The organism is Citrobacter sp. Cpo090 (assembly GCF_030332665.1).
Lineage (GTDB): Bacteria > Pseudomonadota > Gammaproteobacteria > Enterobacterales > Enterobacteriaceae > Citrobacter > Citrobacter portucalensis.
Window position 1 is genome coordinate 255316 of sequence record NZ_JAOWHK010000030.1, and the last position, 22481, is coordinate 277796.

The window sequence follows — 22481 nt, forward strand, 5'->3', positions numbered from 1 at the left end:
AGATGGCGTTATTAAATGTAGATAAATTATCGGTGCATTTCGGCGACGTAGGTTCCGAATTCCGCGCCGTAGACCGCATTAGCTACAGTGTGAATCAGGGTGAAGTGGTTGGCATTGTAGGAGAGTCCGGCTCTGGTAAGTCCGTCAGCTCGCTGGCGATTATGGGACTGATTGACTACCCAGGCCGCGTTATGGCCGAAAATCTGGAGTTTAATGGTCGTGACCTGAAGCGCATTTCTGAGAAAGAGCGTCGCCAGTTAGTGGGCGCGGAAGTGGCGATGATCTTCCAGGACCCGATGACCAGCCTTAATCCCTGCTATACCGTCGGCTACCAGATTATGGAAGCCATCAAGGTGCACCAGGGCGGCAACAAAAAAACGCGTATTCAGCGGGCAATTGACCTGCTGACGCTGGTGGGGATCCCCGATCCGGCCTCGCGTCTGGATGTCTATCCGCACCAGTTGTCCGGTGGGATGAGCCAGCGCGTGATGATTGCGATGGCGATTGCCTGTCGTCCGAAACTGCTGATTGCCGACGAACCGACAACGGCGCTGGATGTGACTATTCAGGCGCAGATCATCGAGCTACTGCTGGAATTGCAGCAAAAAGAGAACATGGCGCTGGTCTTAATCACGCACGATCTGGCGCTGGTGGCTGAAGCGGCACACAAAATCATCGTGATGTACGCCGGTCAGGTAGTGGAAACCGGGGCCGCGCAGGATATCTTCCGCGCGCCGCGTCATCCTTACACCCAGGCGCTGCTGCGCGCGCTGCCGGAGTTTGCTCAGGACAAAGCGCGTCTGGCCTCACTGCCGGGCGTGGTTCCCGGTAAATATGACCGCCCGAGCGGTTGTTTGCTGAACCCACGCTGCCCCTATGCGACCGACAAATGCCGCGCTGAAGAACCTGAACTGAACCTGCTGGAAGGCGGTCGTCAGTCGAAATGCCACTACCCACTTGATGATGCCGGGAGGCCTGGGCTATGAGTACGCAAAAGGCCGCTTTGCCACAGCCGCTGTTGCAGGCTATTGATCTGAAGAAACACTACCCGGTGAAAAAGGGCATGTTCGCCCCGGAGCGTCTGGTGAAAGCGCTGGACGGTGTCTCCTTTACCTTAGAGCGCGGTAAAACGCTGGCAGTGGTAGGCGAGTCAGGCTGTGGGAAATCCACCCTTGGCCGCCTGCTGACAATGATTGAAGTCCCGACCGGCGGTGAGCTGTATTACCAGGGGCAGGACCTGCTTAAGCACGACCCGCAGGCGCAAAAGCTGCGTCGGCAGAAAATCCAGATTGTGTTCCAGAACCCGTACGGTTCCCTGAATCCGCGTAAGAAAGTCGGACAAATTCTGGAAGAGCCGCTGCTGATCAACTCCACGCTCAGCAAAGAAGAGCGTCGTGAAAAAGCGTTGGCGATGATGGCGAAAGTGGGGCTGAAAACCGAGCACTACGACCGCTACCCACATATGTTCTCTGGCGGTCAGCGTCAGCGTATTGCCATCGCTCGCGGTCTGATGCTTGACCCGGACGTGGTGATTGCCGATGAGCCGGTATCAGCGCTGGACGTTTCGGTGCGTGCGCAGGTGCTGAACCTGATGATGGACTTGCAGCAGGAACTGGGGCTGTCATACGTCTTTATCTCGCACGACCTGTCGGTGGTAGAGCACATTGCCGATGAAGTAATGGTGATGTATTTAGGCCGCTGCGTGGAGAAAGGGACGAAGGATCAAATCTTTAATAATCCGCGTCATCCGTACACGCAAGCGCTGCTCTCCGCGACGCCGCGCCTGAATCCGGACGATCGCCGTGAGCGTATCAAGCTGACCGGTGAACTGCCAAGCCCACTGAATCCGCCGCCGGGCTGTGCGTTTAACGCCCGCTGCCGTCGTCGCTTTGGTCCGTGTACCCAGCTTCAGCCACAGCTGAAAGATTACGGCGGTCAACTGGTGGCTTGTTTTGCCGTTGACCAGGATGAGAACCCACAGCAATAAACCTGGGTTATGACCCGATAACCGGAGCCTTGTGCTCCGGTTTTTTTATATTTTCTCTTTACGTCCACAATGTGAGTCCTTTGGCAGAACATTATTCCACAGTGTCTAGAATGTAGTCAGATTTCCTCTAGTCACAGAAATATCTATTTCGCAGTTGCTAACTACCTGGAGCAAATGTGGTCACGATACGCTGGGATATTAAAACAATTGATCGTCTGTCGATGGTGGAGGATGTCCTGAAGGAATTTTCCTGCTGTGATATCAATATCATCTCCATGAAAGTCACGCCTGGGCGGATCCTGATTAAATCCTGGTGCCGCCAGCTACAGGATATTTCCTGTGTGCAATCCTGTTTAAGCCAGCGCGCCGATATTATTAATGTTGCTTACCTCTGTGAGGAGATAAGCGAGCTGTCAACGCCGGAGCTGGAACGCCCGCGCTATTTCTCTGACATTATTTGCAGCAGCCAGAGCATGCACGCGCTTATCGAAAAGGCGATAAAAATTGCCGACAGCAAATATACCGTTCTGATCCGTGGCGATACGGGGACCGGTAAAGAGCTGCTGGCCCGGGCTATCCATAATTCCGGGCAGCGACGTTTTTATCCGTTTATTCCGGTCAACTGCTCTGCGCTACCTGAGTCGCTAATGGAGAGTGAATTCTTTGGCTATGAGAAAGGGGCTTTCAGCGGCGCGGATTGTAAAGGCAAAAAAGGGCTGTTTGAAATGGCCGATAAAGGAACCCTTTTTCTCGATGAGTTTGGCGAAATGTCGCTGAGCCTACAGGCTAAACTCCTGCGCGTGCTTCAGGATGGCGGGATCCGTCGTGTTGGTGGGGCGCAAATTATTCCGGTCAATGTGCGCATTATTGTGGCAACTAATGCCAATCTGGAAGAGATGGTGGAACAGCGTCTGCTGCGCGCCGATCTTTATTATCGCATCAACGTGCTTTCACTCACTATTCCGCCATTGCGAGAGCGCCCACAGGATATCAGCCTGCTGATTCGCCACTTTGTGCAGAAATACGCGAAGGAATTTCAGCGGCGGATCATTCTGGATAAAGCCTGTTTTGATGCCCTGCACCATCACACCTGGCCGGGAAACGTGCGCGAACTGGAAAATACCATTATTCGCCTGATGCTGATGGCGGAATCCGATGTCATTACGCGGGAAGAATTAGGGATGGTGAATTTGCCTGCCGTTGAGCGGGGCCCGACAGAACGTCCTTTTAAAGAGCAGGTTCTGTGTGCTGAACGCCAGCTCATTGAACAGATGGTGGAAGATAATGTGTCGTCACGGCATATCGCCAAAGCGCTGGGCGTGTCGCACACCACGGTGCTGAATAAAATTCGCGGCTATCAGCTGGAGAGTGTGAGTTAAGCGCCGCCAGCGTCTGACGGCGCGATATACGTGGGTTATTCAATCAGCTTCAATAAGGGCGACAGGCACAGCAGAATTCCGTACAGCAGGATCAACCAGGTTTTCAGCCCGCGTAGTTTTTCCAGTTGCGTGACTTTATAGATCAGGAAGAACGGAATAATACACGACACAATTCCGTATAGCGGACTACCTAACTGGAAGAACACCAGTACCGATACGCGAAATGACACCCAAATGACCAGGGTGATAACAATAAAGGTGCAAATACCCAGCGTGAGTACTAGCGGATTAATTTTCTCAACGTCAATGACGCGGCCCAGGACGTTGAGAATAATACCTTTGATCGCCTCGTGGAATCCCAGATAAATACCAAAGAACGCGGTTAATACGGCGAAGATATTTAATACTGTTGAGGTGATATGAATAATCTGCCCAGGAATGACCTGAGCCGCCAGTGCCAGTGCGGAAATATTTTGTTCGAAAGCCGAAACGGCCTCTTCATGGCTAATGGAAAAGGTAAAAGAGAAGGAGAAAAACAGAATGACAGCAATCAGAGTAATGTAACTGATGCGATGCGTACGGATTGCCATACGCGTAGCCAGCACCCGGTCCGCCACCCGTTTGCGGTAGGCGATGTTCATAGGGTTCAACACCTGAATAAACACCGCTGAGAAGAAGCAGAACGGGATGGTTAGCAATACATCACGAAAGAAGACCGATGCTTCAGGGAAGGCGCTGATATTAGCGAAGTTCCAGTGCGGAACCATTGCAAAACCAAATACGATGATGATACCCACTTTGACCACCACCATCGGGCCGGAGATTTTGAACAGCAGCTTTTCTCCCCCGGAAGCAATGGCGACCAGCACGGCAAAAATGGCCACTTTGTAGATTATCGATTGTGAAAGATCGGCCTCGGTCAGGCCGAAAGTTTTGATATATGAGGCGCTGTCAAAAACCACGGATAATGAATAGATAAATATGCCGTGAATAATCATCAGAAAATAGATGACGCCAAGAAATACGCCCCAGTTTTTTCCCAGATAATGACTTATAATATCCGTGTAGTCATTGCAGGTTTCGCTTTCTGATAATGTTTTTAAATAAATATCCTGCACAATATAAGTTGCAGGATAAGCAATAATAAAGGCGACGATAAATACCCAAATGCCTGTTAAGCCAATTTGTACCGGCATCAGTACCGTTCCGGCGCCAATGGCCATGCCGATGCACAGTAATACCCAGCCAAAATCGTATTTCGTAAACGGTATTTTTTTTGAGAATGGTACGGCGGTTGCTGTATTGTTGCTTAATTGTAATGTGTTGTCCTGCATAGAACCCCCTGCCCAAAATACACGTTCTCCCCGAAAGAGGATTGCGTGTATTGCCAGACTGTTGTGCCTTGATTCTCAACAACCTGAACCGAACGGCGTCGGTTCAGGCCATATGGGTCAGAATGTTGCCTTTCTGATGGCGTGTTCAAGGTCGTTAATAATATCTTCTGGATCTTCAAGACCCACAGAAAGACGGATAAGCCCGTCGGTAATACCTGCTTTAAGCCGTTCCTCTGGCGCAACGGGCGAATGTGTCATAGACGCTGGGTGCTGAATGAGGGTTTCGGTATCACCGAGACTGACCGCGAGGAGGCACAATTCTACAGAATTGATCATCCGTCTGCCAGCCTCGAGGCCGCCGGCGATTTCGAAGCTGATAATTCCACCTGGCAGGCTCATTTGCCGCTGGCCCAGCTCATACTGCGGATGCGAAGTCAGGCCAGGATAATACACCCGAGTAATGGACGGATGCCCTTCGAGGAAGCGGGCGATTTTCAACGCGTTTTCACAGTGGCGTTCCATACGAATGCCCAGCGTTTTAACGCCGCGCAGCGTCAACCACGCATTGAAAGGACTCATGCAGCCGCCGGTGATATCTTTCAGGCCTACAAACCGCGCCTGGTCGATAAACTCCTGCTTACCAACAATGATGCCGCCAATCACATCCCCGTGACCGTTGATATATTTGGTGACGCTGTGCACCACAATATCCGCGCCCAGTTGCAAAGGCTGCTGACAGTACGGCGACATAAAGGTGTTATCCACTACCAGCAATGCGCCTTGCTGATGAGCGATACCGGCCACGGTTTCAATGTCGACCAGCGACAGCGTCGGGTTAGCGGGTGTTTCGATATACACAACTTTGGTTTCCGGACGCATGGCGGCGCGGATTTCTTCAGGTTTTGCCGCGTCGACAAAGCTGACGTTTATCCCAAACTTCGGCATGCTGTGCGACAAAAACGCGTGGGTACAACCGTAAATCGCGCTGGCGGAAACGATGTGGTCACCCTGCTGACACAGCGTCAACAGTGTTGTGGTGATAGCAGAAATACCGGACGCGGTTGCCAGTCCGGCTTCACCTCGTTCCAGTACCGCCAGCTTTTTCTCCAGCGCATCGGTGGTGGGGTTACCCAAACGGGTGTAAATGTACCCGGACTCTTCGAGCGCAAAGCGGGCGGCACCTTGTTCGGCGCTGTCAAAAACAAACGTTGAAGTCTGGAAAATAGGCGTACTGAGCGCGCCAGTTGAAGGGTCGGGTTGTTGCCCCGCGTGAACGATCTGGGTGTTGAATCCGTAAGTACGACAGTCAGACATGATATCTCCTTTAATTCGGAACAGAACAGCTCACAGTCAAATAGCAATCACTGTGCCAGAAAATTAAGTGATAGATATCAATGTGTTATTTTTTAAACTGAATTAATGGCTGGCAGGAATGTTGCCAACTGGCAAGAATCTTTCCAGCGTGCTGGTGAGAAAACGGGTGAAATGCGAGGCGCTACGCAGAGCGCAATATTGCGCAGTGAAATGGCAAGTGGGCTACCGTAGAATCAGCGGCAAGCCGGGAATTCCCGGTGAGGCGCAATGTTGCGGGGGCTTGATCCCCGGCGGCATCGGTTGCTGGAAAGAGAAAACCCCCGCACGTTGTTCGGTATAAACCTGGCAACAAAACGGGGGCTGACTTGAACCTGAACAACTCAAGGATAGCCGTGAACAGTTGCCATTGCAACACAGGCGGCTATATGACGCTCGCACAGTTAGGCGTGGCCTTCTGGCACGATTTAGCGGCTCCAATCATCGCTGGCATTATTGCCAGCCTGATTGTGAGCTGGCTGCGTAACAGGAAGTAATGCGCCTTGTGGGCGTCTGCCTGCCGTGATGGCAACATGCGCCCGAACCAGGCCGCAGGGGGCAACCTTGCGGCCTTTTTCGGCTTAAATGCAGATAAATCTCGTCGCCAGGTGCCTATCCTGTCGCGATAATGCACGCTGGGAAGTTTTCAGATACCGCCTCTCTTAATACCGCTACGATCGGGTATACTCTGACGGCAGTTTCGTCTATCCGTGGAGAGTCAGTTTGCGTGTCAGTCGCTCGTTAACAATTAAGCAGATGGCAATGGTTGCGGCCGTTGTTATGGTGTTCGTTTTTATTTTTTGCACCGTTTTGTTGTTCCATTTGGTTCAGCAAAACCGCTATAACACGGCTACGCAACTGGAAAGTATCGCCCGCTCCGTCCGTGAGCCTCTGTCGGACACTATCCTGAAAGGGGATATTCCCGAAGCGGAAGCTATTTTAAGAAGTATTCGGCCAGCAGGCGTGGTAAGTCGCGCCGATGTGGTGCTGCCCAATCAGTTTCAGGCGCTGCGGATGAGCTTTATACCTGAACGCCCGGTTCCAGTTACGGTGACCCGCCTGTTTGAGCTTCCGGTTCAAATTTCGCTGCCGATCTATTCTCTTGAGCGTTCCGCTAACCCGCAGCCGCTGGCGTATCTGGTGCTGCAGGCTGATTCGTACCGCATGTACAAATTCGTGATGAGTACGCTCTCGACGTTAGTGACCATTTACTTACTTTTGTCGTTAATACTGACCGTCGCCATCTCCTGGTGCATTAACCGCTTGATTGTGCACCCCTTACGTAAAATTGCCCGTGAGCTGAACGACATTCAACAGCAGGATCTGATTGGTTATCAACTGGCATTGCCGCGTCTACATCAGGATGATGAGATTGGTATGCTGGTGCGTAGCTACAATCTTAATCAACAGTTGATTCAGCGACATAGCGAAGAGCAAAGCGACTTTGCAATGCGTTTCCCGGTTTCCGAACTGCCCAATAAGTCGTTTTTGATGGGGCTGCTGGAGCAGGTTGTTACCCGCCAGCAGACGACGGCGCTGATGATTGTCACCTGCGAAACCCTACGTGACACCGCGGGTGTGTTAACCGAAACCCAGCGGGAAATCCTGCTGCTTACGCTGGTCGAAAAACTCAAGTCGGTATTGGCCCCCAGGATGGTGCTTTCCCAGGTGAGTGGCTATGACTTTGCCATCATCGCCCATGGTGTAAAAGAACCCTGGCATGCTATTACGCTAGGTCAGCAAGTACTCACTATCATTAACGAGCGATTACCTATTCAGGGTATTCAACTGCGTCCCACCTGCAACATTGGGGTGGCAATGTTCTATGGCGATTTGACTGCAGAACAGCTATATCGCCGCGCCCTCTCGGCCGTGTTAACCTCGCGCCATAAGGGTAAAAATCAGATTCAGTTCTTTGATCCGTTGCAGATGGAAGAGGCACAGCAGCGTTTGACGGAAGAGAACGATATTCTCAGCGCGCTGGATAACCATCAGTTTGCGCTCTGGATGCAGCCGCAGGTGGAGGTGTCCAGCGGTAAGGTATTGAGCGCTGAAGCATTATTGCGAATGCAGCAGCCGGACGGAAGCTGGGAGCTGCCCGAAGGGTTAATCGACAGGATTGAGTCCTGCGGTCTGATGGTGACAGTTGGTTACTGGGTGCTGGAAGAGACGTGCCGCCAGCTGTCAGCGTGGCAGGAACGTGGTCTGATGCTGCCGCTATCGGTGAATTTGTCTGCGCTACAGCTGATGCACCCGAGCATGGTCTCGGACCTGCTGGAGTTGTTAAACCGCTATCGTATCAAGCCTGGTACGTTGATCCTGGAAGTGACTGAAAGTCGACATATTGATGATCCCCACGCCGCGGTGGCCATTTTGCGCCCATTGCGTAATGCGGGAGTACGTATCGCACTGGATGACTTTGGCATGGGGTATGCGGGCTTGCGACAGTTGCAGCACATGAAGTCGCTACCGGTGGATGTTCTCAAAATCGATAAGATGTTTGTCGACGGGGTACCTGAAGATTGCAGCATGATCTCCGCCATCATTCAGTTGGCCCACAGCCTCAATTTGCAGATGATCGCCGAAGGTGTCGAAACCGAAGCGCAGCGTGAATGGCTATCACAGGCCGGGGTGGAAGTGGCACAAGGGTTCCTGTTTGCCCGACCGGTTCCGGCAAATATCTTCGAAGAACGTTATCTGGCGCCGGAAAGTGCTGATTACAAAAGTTAAAAAAGGTCTCGCTTGTGCGAGCCAGCTCAAAATTTTTAACATTTCTGTATCAATTATGATCCAGGTACATTTCTGTCAAGTTGTGTGGGTGTTACCTTAAGGCCGCAGGTTAAACAAAACCTTACAAGACCTGTGGTTTTTACTTTAAGGACACCCTATGAAAACCTCTATATTCAAAAGCCTTTACTTTCAGGTCCTGACAGCGATTGCCATAGGTATTCTCCTTGGCCATTTCTACCCTGAATTAGGCGCCCAAATGAAGCCGCTTGGTGATGCTTTCGTTAAGCTCATCAAAATGGTCATCGCACCTGTCATCTTCTGTACTGTCGTTACCGGCATTGCAGGCATGGAAAGTATGAAAGCCGTAGGCCGCACCGGCGCGGTTGCACTGCTCTATTTTGAAATTGTTAGTACCATTGCGCTGATCATCGGTCTTATCATCGTCAACGTGGTGCAACCCGGTGCCGGGATGAACGTCGATCCGGCGACACTGGATGCCAAAGCGGTTGCGATGTACGCCGAACAGGCAAAAGACCAGGGGATCGTAGGTTTCCTGATGGATATTATCCCAGCGAGCGTTATTGGTGCGTTTGCCAGCGGTAACATCCTGCAGGTATTGCTGTTTGCGGTAATGTTTGGTTTTGCGCTGCATCGTCTGGGCAGCAAGGGCCAGATGATTTTCAACGTTATTGAAAGTTTCTCGCAGGTTATTTTCGGCATCATTAATATGATCATGCGCCTGGCGCCGATCGGTGCTTTCGGTGCTATGGCCTTTACCATCGGTAAATATGGCGTCGGAACGCTGGTGCAACTGGGCCAGCTAATCATCTGCTTCTACATCACCTGTATTCTGTTTGTGGTGCTGGTGCTGGGTTCAATTGCGCGCGCAACCGGCTTCAGTATCTTTAAATTCATCCGCTATATCCGTGAAGAACTGCTGATCGTTCTGGGGACTTCTTCTTCCGAGTCTGCGCTGCCGCGTATGCTCGATAAGATGGAAAAACTGGGCTGTCGGAAGTCGGTTGTCGGATTGGTTATACCCACGGGCTACTCGTTTAACCTTGATGGGACATCAATCTATCTGACTATGGCGGCGGTGTTTATCGCTCAGGCTACCAACAGCCACATGGATATCTTCCATCAGATAACCCTGTTGGTGGTGCTCCTGCTCTCCTCAAAAGGTGCTGCGGGTGTGACCGGGAGTGGCTTTATTGTTCTGGCCGCGACTATCTCTGCGGTGGGGCATTTGCCGGTTGCTGGCCTGGCACTGATTCTTGGTATTGACCGCTTCATGTCTGAAGCCCGTGCGCTGACCAACCTGATTGGTAACGGTGTTGCAACTGTCGTTGTGGCTAAATGGGTGAAAGAATTAGACAGTAAAAAGCTGGATGACACGTTGAATAATCGTGCGCCGGATGGCAAAACGCACGATTTATCCTCTTAATCTCGTCACTTATGCCCGTAGTCCCTTCCAGGACTGCGGGCGTTTGCGCATAATTACCCCCTGTGCCTGAAACCGTCGATTCGGCGGCTCGGGATTTTTTCACTTCTTCCGTGACATTTTTATGTTCTCGCGGTCTAACACGAAGTGTTTTTAACGTCATATTCAGAGAGTCCTTTCGAGGGCTGTCTTTTTATTTCCAGGATAGTTGATCAGGGGTTCACATGCAGGGCACAAAAATTCGACTTTTAGCGGGCGGCTTGCTGATGATGGCCACTGCCGGCTATGTGCAGGCAGATGCGCTCCAGCCTGATCCAGCATGGCAACAGGGCACGCTGGCAAATGGTTTACAGTGGCAAGTGTTAGCCACTCCCCAGCGCCCGAGCGACCGTATTGAGGTTCGCCTGCTGGTTAATACCGGTTCACTCACCGAAAGTGCGCAACAGAGTGGTTTCAGCCATGCGATTCCGCGTATCGCGCTGACGCAAAGCGGTGGCCTCGATGCCTCGCAGGCCCGTTCACTGTGGCAGCAGGGGTTCGATCCCAAACGTCCCATGCCGCCGGTTATCGTTTCCTATGATTCCACGTTGTATAGCCTCAGTCTGCCTAACAGCCGTAACGATCTACTGAAAGAGTCACTTTCTTATCTGGCGAATATCTCCGGTAAACTGAGCATCACCTCTGAAACGGTCAATCATGCGCTGAGCAGCGAAGATATGGTGGCAACCTGGCCGTCAGATACCAAAGAAGGGTGGTGGCGTTACCGTCTGAAGGGATCGACCCTGCTGGGGCACGATCCCGCCGATCCGCTGAAAACGCCTGTAGACGCGTCGAAACTTCAGTCTTTCTACCAGAAATGGTATACCCCGGACGCGATGACGCTGATCATCGTCGGTAACGTTGATGCACGCAGCGTAGCTGAGCAAATCAATAAAACCTTTGGTGAGTTAAAAGGAAAGCGCGAAACGCCTGCACCGGTTCCCACGCTCTCGCCGCTGCGAGCAGAAGCCGTGAGCATTATGACTGACGCGGTACGCCAGGATCGCCTGTCTATTATGTGGGATACGCCGTGGCAGCCGATCCGTGAATCTGCCGCGCTGTTACGTTACTGGCGCGCTGATTTAGCGCGTGAGGCGCTGTTCTGGCACATTCAGCAAGAGCTAACCAAAAACAATGCCAAAGACATTGGCCTCGGATTTGACTGCCGGGTGCTGTTCCTGCGCGCGCAGTGCGCGATTAACGTTGAGTCGCCGAACGATAAGCTGAACGCCAATCTGGGTACGGTTGCGCGTGAGCTGGCGAAAGTGCGTGATAAGGGACTTCCGGAGGAAGAATTCAATGCGCTGGTAGCGCAAAAGAATCTGGAACTGCAGAAGCTGTTTGCCACCTATGGTCGTACCGATACCGATATTTTGATCAGCCAGCGTTTGCGCTCGCTGCAAAATCAGGTGGTGGATATTGCGCCTGAACAGTACCAGCGTTTGCGCCAAAGCTTCCTCAACAGCCTGAGCGTTGAGATGCTGAATCAGGACCTGCGTCAGCAGTTGTCGCAAGATATGGCGTTAATTCTGCTGCAGCCGAAGGGTGAACCTGAATTCAATATGAAGGATCTGCAGGCGACGTGGGATAGCATTATGGCGCCCGTTACCGCAGCGGCAACGTCTGTTGAAACGGATGAATCACACCCTGAAGTGACGGATATCCCGCCTGTACAGTAAAGAGTACCGTAACCTGTAGGCCGGGCAAGCGAAGCGCCCCCGGCGTACCCAATGCCGGATGCGGCGTAAACGCCTTATCCGGCCTACAAGAACAACGCGTTATTGCGGCATAGCGTCGCGTGGGATAATCGCCCCGCGATGCTGAATCACGGTGCTTGCCGTCAGGTGGCCGCGTTTTGCGGCTTCGGTGGCATCGCCACCGGTCAGACGTACCGCCAGATACCCGGCGCTGAAGGAATCTCCGGCCGCAGTGGTATCGATCACTTTCTCTTTCGGCAATTTAACGGCCGGAACGTTGATCAGTTCTTCGCCTGCGATAGACACCAGGCATGAATCTGCGCCGCGCTTCACTACCACTTCCTGAACGCCAGCCGCGTGAGTACGGGCAATCACCTCAGCAACGGGTTTTTCACCCCACAGCGCGTCTTCATCGTCCAGCGTCAGGAATGCGATATTGGTACATTCCAGCATCTGCTGATACACCTGCTGGGTTTCTTCTTTACTGCTCCACAGACGCGGACGGTAGTTATTGTCAAAAATGACCTTTCCACCGTTGGCACGGCATTCACGCAGCAACGACAGCAGCTTGTCACGACTTGCCGGGCTTAAAATTGCCAGGCTGATTCCGCTCAGATACAAGTAGTCAAATGTCGCCAGCTCTTCGCAAATCGCGGCGGACTGCTCGCTCTCCAGCCAGAATTTAGCGGCGGCTTCATTACGCCAGTAATAGAAGGTGCGCTCGCCAGTGCTGTCGGTCTCAATGTAGTAGAGACCTGGCAGGCGGTTTTCCATGCGCTGGGTTAATGAGGTATCCACGTTTTCACCCTGCCAGGACTCCAGCATTTGTTGGCTAAAACTGTCGGTACCCAGTGCAGTCACATAGTGTACGGAAAGTGCCGCAGCATCGACCTGACGGGCGATATAAACGGATGTATTCAACGTGTCGCCACCGAATCCGCGCTGAACGTCAGCGCCTTTCTGTGACAGCTCAATCATGCATTCGCCAATCACGGCAATCTTTCTGGACATAGTCGTAACCTGCTTTGAAAAAAATTAGCGTTAGTGTGCGCTGTGGGTGTTAAGTGGTCAACTATATTAAAACATCGTTCCATTATTTTTTTGAGCCAGCACGTGTTCTGCGTTGTTTTTGCCGCTTAGTTTTTATTTTTGCGCACAGCTGAACGTAAAGTTCTGCGTCTGAGCGCCGATAACCTTTGACGAGTCCGGTCAGTCACACTCTTATTTACAGGACATCTCAGATGATAAAGCAGGTTACCCAGCAGCTCATTACGCCCGATGCGAGTATTGAAAGCTTGCAGGAAAGACGCTATTGGCTGCAGTGCGAGCGTGCTTACACCTACCAGCCAATTTACCAGACCAACGGACGGCTGATGGCCGTTGAACTGCTGACTGTCGTGAGCCATCCTGATAATCCATCCCAACGTATTGCGCCAGACCGCTATTTTGCTGAAGTAACCGTCCGACATCGTGTTGATGTGGTGAAAGAGCAACTTCTTCAACTTGAGCTGAAAGGGGACTTTTTCAGAGCCAACAACCTGCTGGCTTCTGTGAACGTCGACGGACCAACGCTTATTGCGATGCGCCAGGATCCCGAAATCCTGAAAATCATTGAAGGCCTGCCGTGGCTGCGTTTTGAGCTGGTGGAACATATCCGCTTACCGAAGGGGTCGTCCTTCGCCTCAATGTGCGAGTTCGGCCCGCTCTGGCTGGATGATTTTGGTACCGGAATGGCGAACTTCTCGGCGCTTAGTGAAGTGAGTTATGACTATATCAAAGTGGCGCGAGACCTGTTCGTCATGCTGCGCAAGACGCCGGAGGGACGTAATCTCTTCACACTGCTATTACAGCTCATGAACCGCTATTGCCGCGGTGTCATTGTCGAAGGCGTTGAAACGCTGGAAGAGTGGCGTGATGTGCAAAACTCACCGGCTTTCGCTGCGCAAGGCTATTTTCTCTCTCGTCCAGTGCCCCTGGATACCCTCGAAGACGTAATTCTGTCGCTTTGATGAGTGCGTAGCGCACCTCCTTTTCATCCTGCTGGACTATCTTTAGGACAGGCAAGGAAGGAAGTAAGGAGGTTAGACATGACGAAAACAGGTAAAATAACCACTTCAGCAATAGGGGTTTTCTTGTTGTTGATCGTCGTACTCATCATTGTGATTGCGACATTTGACTGGAACCGGCTCAAACCGACCATCAACCAGAAAGTCTCTACAGAACTCAACCGTCCCTTTGCTATACGGGGTGACCTGGGCGTGGTTTGGCAACGTCAGAAGCAGGAAACCGGCTGGCGTAGTTGGGTTCCGTGGCCGCACGTTCATGCTGAAGATATCATCCTCGGCAACCCGCCAGACATTCCTGACGTCACCATGGTGCATCTCCCGCGTGTTGAAGCTACGCTCGCCCCGCTGGCACTGCTGACAAAAACCGTCTGGCTCCCGTGGGTCAAGCTGGTCAAACCGGATGCGCGGCTGATCCGCCTGTCGGAGAAAAACAATAACTGGACCTTTAACTTAGCTGGGGACGAAAACCGCGATCCTGATGCGCCGCCATCCGCATGGTCTTTCCGGCTGGATAACATTCTGTTCGACCAGGGACGTATCGCCATTAACGATAAGGTGACGAAGTCGGAGATTGAGATCCTGGTCGATCCGCTGGGTAAACCGTTGCCCTTTAGCGAAGTGACCGGCGCAAAAGGTAAAGAGCGCAACGCCCGCGTCGAGGACTACGTGTTTGGGCTGAAAGTGCAAGGGCGATATAACGGCGAACCGCTAAGCGGTAGCGGAAAAATAGGCGGGATGCTGGCGCTGCGTGGCGAAGGAACACCTTTCCCGATTCAGGCTGATTTCCGTTCGGGCAATACGCGCGTAGCGTTTATCGGCACGATAAACGATCCGATGAACATGGGTGGGGCGGATCTGCGGCTTAAATTCTCGGGAGATTCGCTAGGAGATTTGTACGATTTGACCGGCGTACTGCTGCCGGATACGCCGCCGTTTGAAACCGACGGACGTCTGGTGGCGAAAATTGACCCGGAAAAATCCTCTGTTTTTGATTATCGCGATTTCAATGGCCGCATTGGCGACAGCGATATTCACGGAACGCTGGCCTACACCACCGGTAAGCCGCGACCCATGCTGAAGGGCGATGTGGAATCACGCCAGCTGAGGCTGGCCGATTTAGGGCCGCTGATCGGGGTGGATTCAGGCAAAGGGGCGGAACGGGCAAAACAATCTGAACAGCGCAAAGGTGAGAAGAGCGTTCAGCCTGCGGACAAGGTCTTGCCGTATGACCGTTTTGAAACCGACAAATGGAACATGATGGACGCTGACGTGCGTTTCAAAGGACGGCGTATTGAGCATGGTAGTAGCCTGCCGATCAGCGATCTCTCCACTCATATCATCCTGAAAAATGCCGACCTGCGCCTGCAACCGCTGAAATTTGGTCTTGCGGGAGGCAGCATTGTCTCCAGCATTCATCTGGAAGGGGATAAAAAGCCGATGCGGGGGCAGGCGGATATTCAGGCGCGGCGGCTGAAGCTAAAAGCGCTGATGCCCGATGTGGAACTGATGCAGAAAACGCTCGGTGAAATGAACGGGGACGCCCGGTTTAGCGGCAGTGGAAACTCGGTAGCGGCGCTGCTGGGTAACAGCAATGGCAACCTGAAACTGCTGATGAATGACGGCTTGATCAGCCGGAATCTGATGGAAATCGTGGGCTTGAATCTGGGTAACTATATCGTCGGGCAGATATTTGGCGATGACGAAGTGCGGGTGAACTGCGCGGCGGCGAATCTGGATATTGTTAACGGCGTGGCGCGTCCGCAGATTTTTGCTTTCGACACGGAAAACGCAGTCATTAATGTCACTGGTACGGCAAGCTTTGCGTCGGAGCAACTGGATTTAACCATCGATCCGGAGAGTAAAGGGATTCGTATTATTACTCTGCGTTCGCCGCTGTATGTTCGCGGCACCTTTAAGAATCCGCAGGCGGGCGTGAAGGCCGGACCGCTAATTGCGCGCGGTGCGGTTGCTGCCGCATTAGCTACGTTAGTCACTCCTGCGGCGGCCCTGCTGGCGCTGATTTCGCCATCAGAGGGTGACGCGAATCAGTGCCGGACAATTCTGTCGCAGATGAAGAAGTGATGTTTAGCCGGATGTTTATCCGGCCTGGATTTCATGCTCAACCCAGGCCGGATAAGGTGGTTACACCGCATCCGGCAAAAGAATTACAACGACTGATGGCGGGTTTCGTGGGTTAACAGCAGCGCAATAAGCGTTAACGCCGCCATCGATGCCAGATACGTACCAACCGCCGCCAGACCATAATTCGCCTGCAACCATGCAGCGATGTATGGGGCAACCGATGCGCCGAGAATTGACGAAACGTTGTACGAGAACGACGCCCCCGTATAGCGCACTTCAGTCGGGAACAGCTCCGGCAGCAGTGCGCCCATCGGGCCAAATGTCAGACCCATCAGGCTTAAGCCCAGCAACAGGAAGGCGAACACCAGCACCGGATTGCCAGAGCCGAGCAGCGGTTTAAAGGCAAACAGCGCAAACAAAATGATCAGCGTAGTGATGATGAGCATGCTCTTGCGGCGACCAAACGCATCGGCCAGCAGGCCCGCCACCGGCACCATGACGCCAAAACCAATGACCGCCATCATCAGCATCCACAACACTTCATTACGCGGCAGGCCAAGCCCTACAGGCGCTGCGGCGGTACTGAACGTCATCGAATAGACGGTCATGATATAGAACAGCGTATAGGTCGCCAGCATGATGAACGTGCCGAGGATCGTCACGCGGACATGTTTTGTCAGCAGGGTACCCAGCGGGATTTTCACCTGTTTTTTCGCCGCGGCGACTTTGGCGAAGACCGGGGATTCATGCAGCGAAACGCGAACGTACAGACCGATAATCACCAGTACCGCAGAGAAGATGAACGGTACGCGCCAACCCCAGCTCATGAACTGCTCGTCGGTTAACAGCCAGGAGAGCAGCAGGAAGGTGCCGTTGGCGAAGAAGAAGCCGATAGGCGCGCCCAGCTGTGGAAAGGAGCCGTACAGCGCGCGTTTGCGCGGTGGTGCGTTTTCCGTCGCCAGCAACGCCGCGCCGCCCCATTCACCGCCCAGACCTAAACCCTGGCCAAAACGCGCCAGCGCCAGCAGCAGTGGGGCGAAAATGCCGATAGTTTCATAGCCCGGCAGCAGGCCAATGACGACCGTCGAAATCCCCATGGTAAGCAGTGAAGCAACCAGCGTGACTTTACGGCCGACGCGATCGCCGAAATGCCCGAATACCGCAGAACCGATCGGTCGGGCCACAAAGGCGATAGCAAAAGTGGCGAGGGACTGCAGCGTAGCCGCGGTCGGATCCCCCTGCGGGAAAAAGATATGCGGGAACACGATTACCGCAGCGGTGGCGTAGATATAGAAGTCGAAGAACTCAATGGCGGTGCCAATGAGCGAGGCGACGACGACTTTATTGCGCGAGTTGACCGGGGTGTGTTCCTGTTCGTTGTCGAGTGTTGTGGCTGTTGCTTGCATAATATTTTCTTATTTTTGGCCGAACGAAAGGTCATATTACGCACAGCAAAAGAGACATTTCAATCTGTAACAAACTTTGAGGTCGGTCAAAAATGGAGCAAAAAGGGGATAATTTTTAGGCTTGAGATTTCACTTCTATGAAATGCTTCACACAATTTAAAACTTGGATGATAAAACTGGTTTTTGGTTAAATAAAAGTTACGGGTTGGATTTATATTCTGCAAACGGCGGCGGTTAAGGTGTCGTCACCTGCCGGGGTGCTGCGCTTGCCCGACCTACAACTAAACCTCCTGTAGGCCGGATAAGCGTAGCGCCATCCGGCATGAATGATGAATTAGCGGTGTGTTTTCCCCGGCATACGCGGGTCGTCTTTGTATTCCGCCGTGGCAATCCAGGCTGCGCAAAACAGGGTCAGACGAGCGAAGAAGTAGAAGAACGCCATCAGTCCAAGCACGGAACCAAATGCCGCGCCTGACGGCGACTGCACCAGTGACGGCAGGGTATACGTCATGATCATTTTGATGACTTCAAACCCCAGCGCCGCGATAAATGTACCGCGGATGAGCGCTTTCTTACGCGGTCGGTGACGCGGTAGCCGCCAGAAAATCCAGAAGAACAGCAAGTAGTTGGCAAAAATAGAGATGGTCAGGCCGATCAGTCGCCAGGCGGGCTTCAGCCATTCGATGCCGTCGAGATACAGCGCAGAGATAATCATCTGCTGGGCGGAACCGGCGATAGAGGTAATGGACAGGGTAACAATCAGCGCAACCAGTAAACCAATCAAGGAAACAAAATCACGCAGATATTTGACCCAAATTTTTTCCTGATCCTGCGGCGTACGTTCCCAAACATCCCGCGACTGGGCACGAATCGCTTCGCGCAGGTTCCCCATCCAGTTAATTCCGGAATAGAGCGCGATGCCCAGCCCTACCAAACCTACGGTAGTACGCTGCTGAACGGCGGTATTGATGGTGTTTTTCAGCGTAGAGGCGAGCGTCGGATCGCTGACGTTCAGCAGAATCTTGCTGAAGATGTCCTGCAACAGCGTAGGGTGCGAAGCGAGAATAAAACCCGCGGCGGCAAACGACACCATCAGGATTGGGATCATCGACAGAAACGAGAAGTAGGTAATGGCGGCGCCAAACTGATTTCCCATACGATCGTTAAACCGCTCTGCGGCACGAATAAGATGGGCGATGATGGGCTGACGTTGAATTTTATCGGCGAAGGTCAGAGCGGTTTTCAGCGCCTGGTTCGCTTTAGCGTTTTTCTCCGGCGCGGCGGAGGCTGGTTTATGTTCTGGCGTAGGGTGCTTTGCGTCTTGTTCCTGCGTCATCCGATCGGTTGTCCTTATTTTGTTCACTCATGACATTATAGCCTGCTCAGGGGCGCATCCTGAAAAATGGACTAATCCACATAGTCTTTCATTACGCCAGTCAGCCATTCCATAAACAGATGTACCCGGCGGGAGAGGTTGCGCCGATGCGGATAAAGCAAAGAGACCGGCATTGGCTCGGCGCGATATTGCGGTAACACTTCGACCAGCGTACCGGCGCGCAGGGCATCACGCACGCCCACACGCGGCACCTGAATAATGCCCAGACCGGCAAGGCATGCCGCGTGATAGGTTTCGGTACTGTTTACCGTTAGCATGCCGCCGGTTTTAACCCATTGCGTGCCGTTTTCTGTCGCCACTTCGAAACCTTGCGCACGCGTTCCCAAATTGACCGAGTAGTGCACCACTGCATGTGAAGCTAAATCCTCCAGGCTTTCCGGATAACCAAAGCGGGCGAGGTACTGCGGGCTGGCGCAGTTAATCTGCGTGAGTTTTCCCAGCGGGCGGGCAATCAGCCCTGAATCTTTCAGCGTACCCACGCGTACCACACAGTCGAAACCTTCGCGGACCAGATCCACCAGGCGGTCGCTGCTGCTGAGTTCGAGTTCCAGGCCTGGATACTGATGCAAAAAGCTCGGTAAGCGGGGCATCACCAGGTTTCTTGCGACACCGACCGGCATATCAACGCGCAGTTTGCCGCTGATGCTGGACGGATCGTGATGGAACAGCCCATCCAGTTCATCCAGATTACTCAACAGATCTTTCGCGCGTTCGTAATAGATCATGCCGTCTTGCGTGAGCTGAACGCGGCGGGTGGTGCGGTGTAATAACTGCGTGCCCAGATGATTTTCCAGAGCCTGGATCTGGCGCGATACGCTACCTTTAGGAAGTCCGAGGGTGTCTGCCGCGCGCGAAAAGCTCTCCAGTTCTGCGACGCGGATGAACAACTGCATTGCGTGAATTTTATCCATTCTTATGCCCTATTGTTGTTCTAAATGAAACAGTAATGCGCAGTTAGCAGTATTTATTGTTTTTCTATCACCTAATAAGCTTTGTCTCAATCTTCACAACACCTGAAATGAGGTTTCTTATGACGCAACGTATCGCATTGGTGACCGGTGGCGGTCGTGGACTCGGTAAAAACGCGGCGCTGAAGCTGGCGAAGAAAGGAATTGGTATTATTCTGACGTGGAACAGCAATGAAAAAGAAGCGCAGCAGGTTGTGAATGAAATTCGCCAATCTGGCGGTAAAGCGGCGGCATTACCGTTGAATGTCGGTGATACTTCTACATTCCCTCAGTTTGTTCAACAGCTGCAGGAAACCCTACAAACGTATTGGCAATGTAACTCGTTTGATTATTTATTGAACAATGCCGGAATCGGCATTAACGCGCCGTATCCGGCATTTACCGAAGCGCAATTTGACCAACTTTTGAACATCCATTTTAAGGGCCCCTTTTTCCTGACGCAGAGCCTGCTACCGCTGATGAATAAAGGTGGTCGCATCCTCAATGTCTCGACCGGGCTAGCCCGCTTTGCGCTACCGGGTTACAGCGCATACGCAGCCATGAAAGGTGCGATGGAAGTGTTAACCCGTTATCAGGCCAAAGAGCTGGGAGAGCGCGGTATAACGGCGAATATTATTGCGCCTGGCGCAATAGAGACGGATTTTAGCGGCGGAAACGTGCGGGATAACGCGCAACTGAATGCGTACATTGCATCGCAAACGGCGCTGGGACGCGTTGGTTTGCCGGATGATATCGGCGATGCCATTGCTGCGCTGCTCAGCGATGAACTGGCCTGGATGACGGCACAGCGTATTGAGGTATCCGGCGGCATGTTCCTGTAATCGACAGTCTCTTACTCAGCCTTTGGAGCAATAGAAAACGGGCGCGCCATCATAGTTAAAAACATAGCTGGTGGCGTTTACCGGTATTATCTGAAATCTGATACCGCGATCGCGGTGCTGAAAGAAATCGGGGATGAACGTTCTGAAGAGTTCATTCTTCTTCGGGAGTGGATTTGTTTCATCAGAAACCATGATTACCTCCCCATCCTCATGCCAGTACTTAAATGTCACTTTATTACTAACGGACTGAGACTGAGTACCAACCTCTTTATATTCCCCCACAGCTTCATAGTTACCATTGCCATTATTAAGATTAAAATCCAGGATCATATCCAGTACCGAATTGTCATACACAATGGCGGTATGGATCTCACAGCTAAAATTCGCTCGCTGATGTTGAATATAACCGGCAGTCAATAGCGGCGCAGCAATCGCCAGACCAATCAGCGACCAGATTAAAAAACCCTTATTCATTTTCATTATATTGCTGCTTGTAATAAATGGAATGGCAACGTGTGGCGCTCTTTTGTGGGTTATTATCGCAAATTAACACCGTTACACCACGCTGCGCATGGTTGAGCGTTAAATAAGCATTCTCACCTTCACGACAGCTGAATGAATAGCGACCGGACAATGCTTCAAATGCGCTTTGGCTTTTGTCACGATCGTACCAGGAGGAAAAAACTTTGCATCCGTTCATTTGGCCAACAGGATGATAGCGAACAAAAATGGGTTCATCATATTTCCACGTTTGATAAAGCACGCTACAAGAGAGAATAAACAGCAGGGCAGCTATCCAGTACGGCCACAAACGCTTTGGTGCTGTTTTAACGGTCTCGGAAAATGCTTCTGTTTGTTCAGATGATGGTGCGATTAAAATGGGGTCGGCAGATATTTTCTGCGGTTTAAGAAAATCATCCCGCTCACCCGCGGCAACCCGGGCGATACACTTGAAGCCTGCCTTGGGCAGTGTTTTTACCACATCATCAGCCAGACCAGCCGCTTTCAATGCTTTGCGGATGGATGAAATCGTCTGGTAAAGCGCATTGGTTGTCACTACCGCTCCTTGCTTTTCCCATACGGCAGCGAACAGATAACGTTGTGTAAGCACTTCTCCATTGTGTTCAATCAGTTGTGCCAGGCATTCATTTACCGGGCCATGCAAAGTGACCGCGCGTTCTGGGTAACTCGCTAATGACCCAAGGCGGCGAAGTTCTGGTTCAAATATTACCGTTTCGTTTATCAGAAACACTTTATTCATGACTTGACCATTTGCGGCATCTTGGGCCGGATTGTCCACGATGTTTAACTGGCTTGAGCGCTAAACTTCTGATTCAGATTTTTAATTTTGTAAATCAAATAATTATCGTTATACCTGCCAGTGTGTTTCACGCTTTTCCCCCTCGAGTCGTGCGCTATGATTCATTATAAATCAAAAAATATCACTGCTTCTTGTGGCCGATTGCTCTTATCGTGGCGTTAATGGGAGAAAGGGAGTAGACCATGTAGCGAACCAGGGGATTCAGGGGTTAATTCTTTAAAGTCAGATAAATTCGATATTAAAAGTTGAGTGTTCGATCGCTTATACGAAAACAGGGTACATACGTTGAAAATTTCTCATATGAAGAATAATAAACCATGAATTTAATTTATAACTTCTAATCTACCATAAACGAATGCTAAACGACCGGTTCCTGATAGTACATCGGGTTGTGGATTGGAAAGCATTTATAGCAGCCATATAATCCACCACATAAACGGTATGGATTATCTCAACGCTTATAT

Annotated in this window: 19 protein-coding genes; 11 read left to right on the top strand and 8 right to left on the bottom strand. The window is 52.0% G+C overall.

Features of this window, described 5'->3' with window-relative positions:
• Positions 1 to 2 precede the first annotated feature (2 nt).
• The 3 genes from dppD (at position 3) to OGY83_RS14020 (ending at position 3366) form a co-directional block, all read left to right on the top strand.
• Positions 3 to 986, top strand: a complete 984-nt coding sequence (dppD, locus tag OGY83_RS14010) for a dipeptide ABC transporter ATP-binding protein (RefSeq protein WP_003024317.1) — start codon at positions 3 to 5, stop codon at positions 984 to 986.
• Positions 983 to 1987, top strand: coding sequence for a dipeptide ABC transporter ATP-binding subunit DppF (gene dppF, locus OGY83_RS14015; RefSeq protein WP_003827418.1), 1005 nt, complete (start codon positions 983 to 985; stop codon positions 1985 to 1987). The genes dppD and dppF overlap by 4 nt, the downstream gene beginning before the upstream one ends.
• 176 nt (positions 1988 to 2163) lie before the next feature.
• Entirely contained in the window at positions 2164 to 3366 is a 1203-nt protein-coding gene (locus OGY83_RS14020) for a sigma-54 interaction domain-containing protein (protein ID WP_079938202.1), read from the top strand.
• Between the two features lie 35 nt (positions 3367 to 3401).
• Here the strand turns inward: OGY83_RS14020 and OGY83_RS14025 are convergent, their stop codons facing one another.
• Positions 3402 to 4700, bottom strand: a complete 1299-nt coding sequence (locus tag OGY83_RS14025; RefSeq protein WP_191228030.1) for an SLC5/6 family protein — start codon at positions 4698 to 4700, stop codon at positions 3402 to 3404.
• A gap of 117 nt (positions 4701 to 4817) precedes the next feature.
• Complete coding sequence (gene megL, locus OGY83_RS14030; RefSeq protein WP_008786414.1) at positions 4818 to 6014, bottom strand: methionine gamma-lyase; 1197 nt, start codon at positions 6012 to 6014, stop codon at positions 4818 to 4820.
• Positions 6015 to 6132: 118 nt separating this feature from the next.
• Between megL and OGY83_RS14035 the strand changes: the two genes are divergently transcribed.
• From OGY83_RS14035 to OGY83_RS14055, 5 genes are all read left to right on the top strand, one after another.
• Complete coding sequence (locus tag OGY83_RS14035) at positions 6133 to 6354, top strand: hypothetical protein (protein ID WP_172313156.1); 222 nt, start codon at positions 6133 to 6135, stop codon at positions 6352 to 6354.
• Between the two features lie 85 nt (positions 6355 to 6439).
• The gene (locus OGY83_RS14040) at positions 6440 to 6547 is read left to right on the top strand and encodes a type I toxin-antitoxin system toxin Ldr family protein (protein ID WP_016154898.1); all 108 of its coding nucleotides are present in this window, start codon (positions 6440 to 6442) and stop codon (positions 6545 to 6547) included.
• Positions 6548 to 6773: 226 nt separating this feature from the next.
• Positions 6774 to 8780: a biofilm formation regulator HmsP gene (gene hmsP / locus OGY83_RS14045; protein WP_191228031.1), complete on the top strand. Its 2007-nt coding sequence runs from the start codon at positions 6774 to 6776 to the stop codon at positions 8778 to 8780.
• Positions 8781 to 8937: 157 nt separating this feature from the next.
• Positions 8938 to 10224 carry a C4-dicarboxylate transporter DctC gene (gene dctA, locus OGY83_RS14050; RefSeq protein WP_123268863.1) on the top strand — a complete coding sequence of 429 codons (1287 nt, stop codon included), beginning with the start codon at positions 8938 to 8940 and terminating at the stop codon, positions 10222 to 10224.
• A 221-nt stretch (positions 10225 to 10445) separates the two neighbouring features.
• Complete coding sequence (locus OGY83_RS14055; RefSeq protein WP_286636108.1) at positions 10446 to 11939, top strand: M16 family metallopeptidase; 1494 nt, start codon at positions 10446 to 10448, stop codon at positions 11937 to 11939.
• 99 nt (positions 11940 to 12038) lie between these two features.
• Here OGY83_RS14055 and kdgK read toward each other — a convergent pair whose 3' ends face one another.
• The gene (gene kdgK / locus OGY83_RS14060; RefSeq protein WP_286636109.1) at positions 12039 to 12968 is read right to left on the bottom strand and encodes a 2-dehydro-3-deoxygluconokinase; all 930 of its coding nucleotides are present in this window, start codon (positions 12966 to 12968) and stop codon (positions 12039 to 12041) included.
• A 230-nt stretch (positions 12969 to 13198) separates the two neighbouring features.
• Between kdgK and pdeH the strand changes: the two genes are divergently transcribed.
• Positions 13199 to 13966 (top strand): cyclic-guanylate-specific phosphodiesterase, encoded by a 768-nt coding sequence (gene pdeH / locus OGY83_RS14065; protein WP_149280769.1) that lies wholly within the window; start codon positions 13199 to 13201, stop codon positions 13964 to 13966.
• Positions 13967 to 14044: 78 nt separating this feature from the next.
• Positions 14045 to 16105, top strand: coding sequence for an AsmA family protein (locus OGY83_RS14070; RefSeq protein ID WP_286636111.1), 2061 nt, complete (start codon positions 14045 to 14047; stop codon positions 16103 to 16105).
• Between the two features lie 83 nt (positions 16106 to 16188).
• Here the strand turns inward: OGY83_RS14070 and OGY83_RS14075 are convergent, their stop codons facing one another.
• The 3 genes from OGY83_RS14075 to OGY83_RS14085 form a co-directional block, all read right to left on the bottom strand.
• Positions 16189 to 17511 carry an MFS transporter gene (locus OGY83_RS14075; RefSeq protein ID WP_003023312.1) on the bottom strand — a complete coding sequence of 441 codons (1323 nt, stop codon included), beginning with the start codon at positions 17509 to 17511 and terminating at the stop codon, positions 16189 to 16191.
• A 334-nt stretch (positions 17512 to 17845) separates the two neighbouring features.
• Positions 17846 to 18847, bottom strand: coding sequence for an inner membrane protein YhjD (yhjD, locus tag OGY83_RS14080; RefSeq protein WP_032945313.1), 1002 nt, complete (start codon positions 18845 to 18847; stop codon positions 17846 to 17848).
• Between the two features lie 71 nt (positions 18848 to 18918).
• Entirely contained in the window at positions 18919 to 19818 is a 900-nt protein-coding gene (locus OGY83_RS14085; protein WP_079938192.1) for a LysR family transcriptional regulator, read from the bottom strand.
• 119 nt (positions 19819 to 19937) lie between these two features.
• Between OGY83_RS14085 and OGY83_RS14090 the strand changes: the two genes are divergently transcribed.
• Positions 19938 to 20696: an SDR family NAD(P)-dependent oxidoreductase gene (locus OGY83_RS14090; protein ID WP_286636113.1), complete on the top strand. Its 759-nt coding sequence runs from the start codon at positions 19938 to 19940 to the stop codon at positions 20694 to 20696.
• 15 nt (positions 20697 to 20711) lie between these two features.
• Here OGY83_RS14090 and OGY83_RS14095 read toward each other — a convergent pair whose 3' ends face one another.
• On the bottom strand, positions 20712 to 21176 hold the full coding sequence (locus tag OGY83_RS14095; RefSeq protein ID WP_286636115.1) for a YqeJ family protein: 465 nt from the start codon (positions 21174 to 21176) through the stop codon (positions 20712 to 20714).
• On the bottom strand, positions 21163 to 21957 hold the full coding sequence (locus OGY83_RS14100; RefSeq protein WP_286636117.1) for a winged helix-turn-helix domain-containing protein: 795 nt from the start codon (positions 21955 to 21957) through the stop codon (positions 21163 to 21165). Before OGY83_RS14100 ends, OGY83_RS14095 begins: the two co-directional genes overlap by 14 nt.
• Positions 21958 to 22481 lie beyond the last annotated feature (524 nt).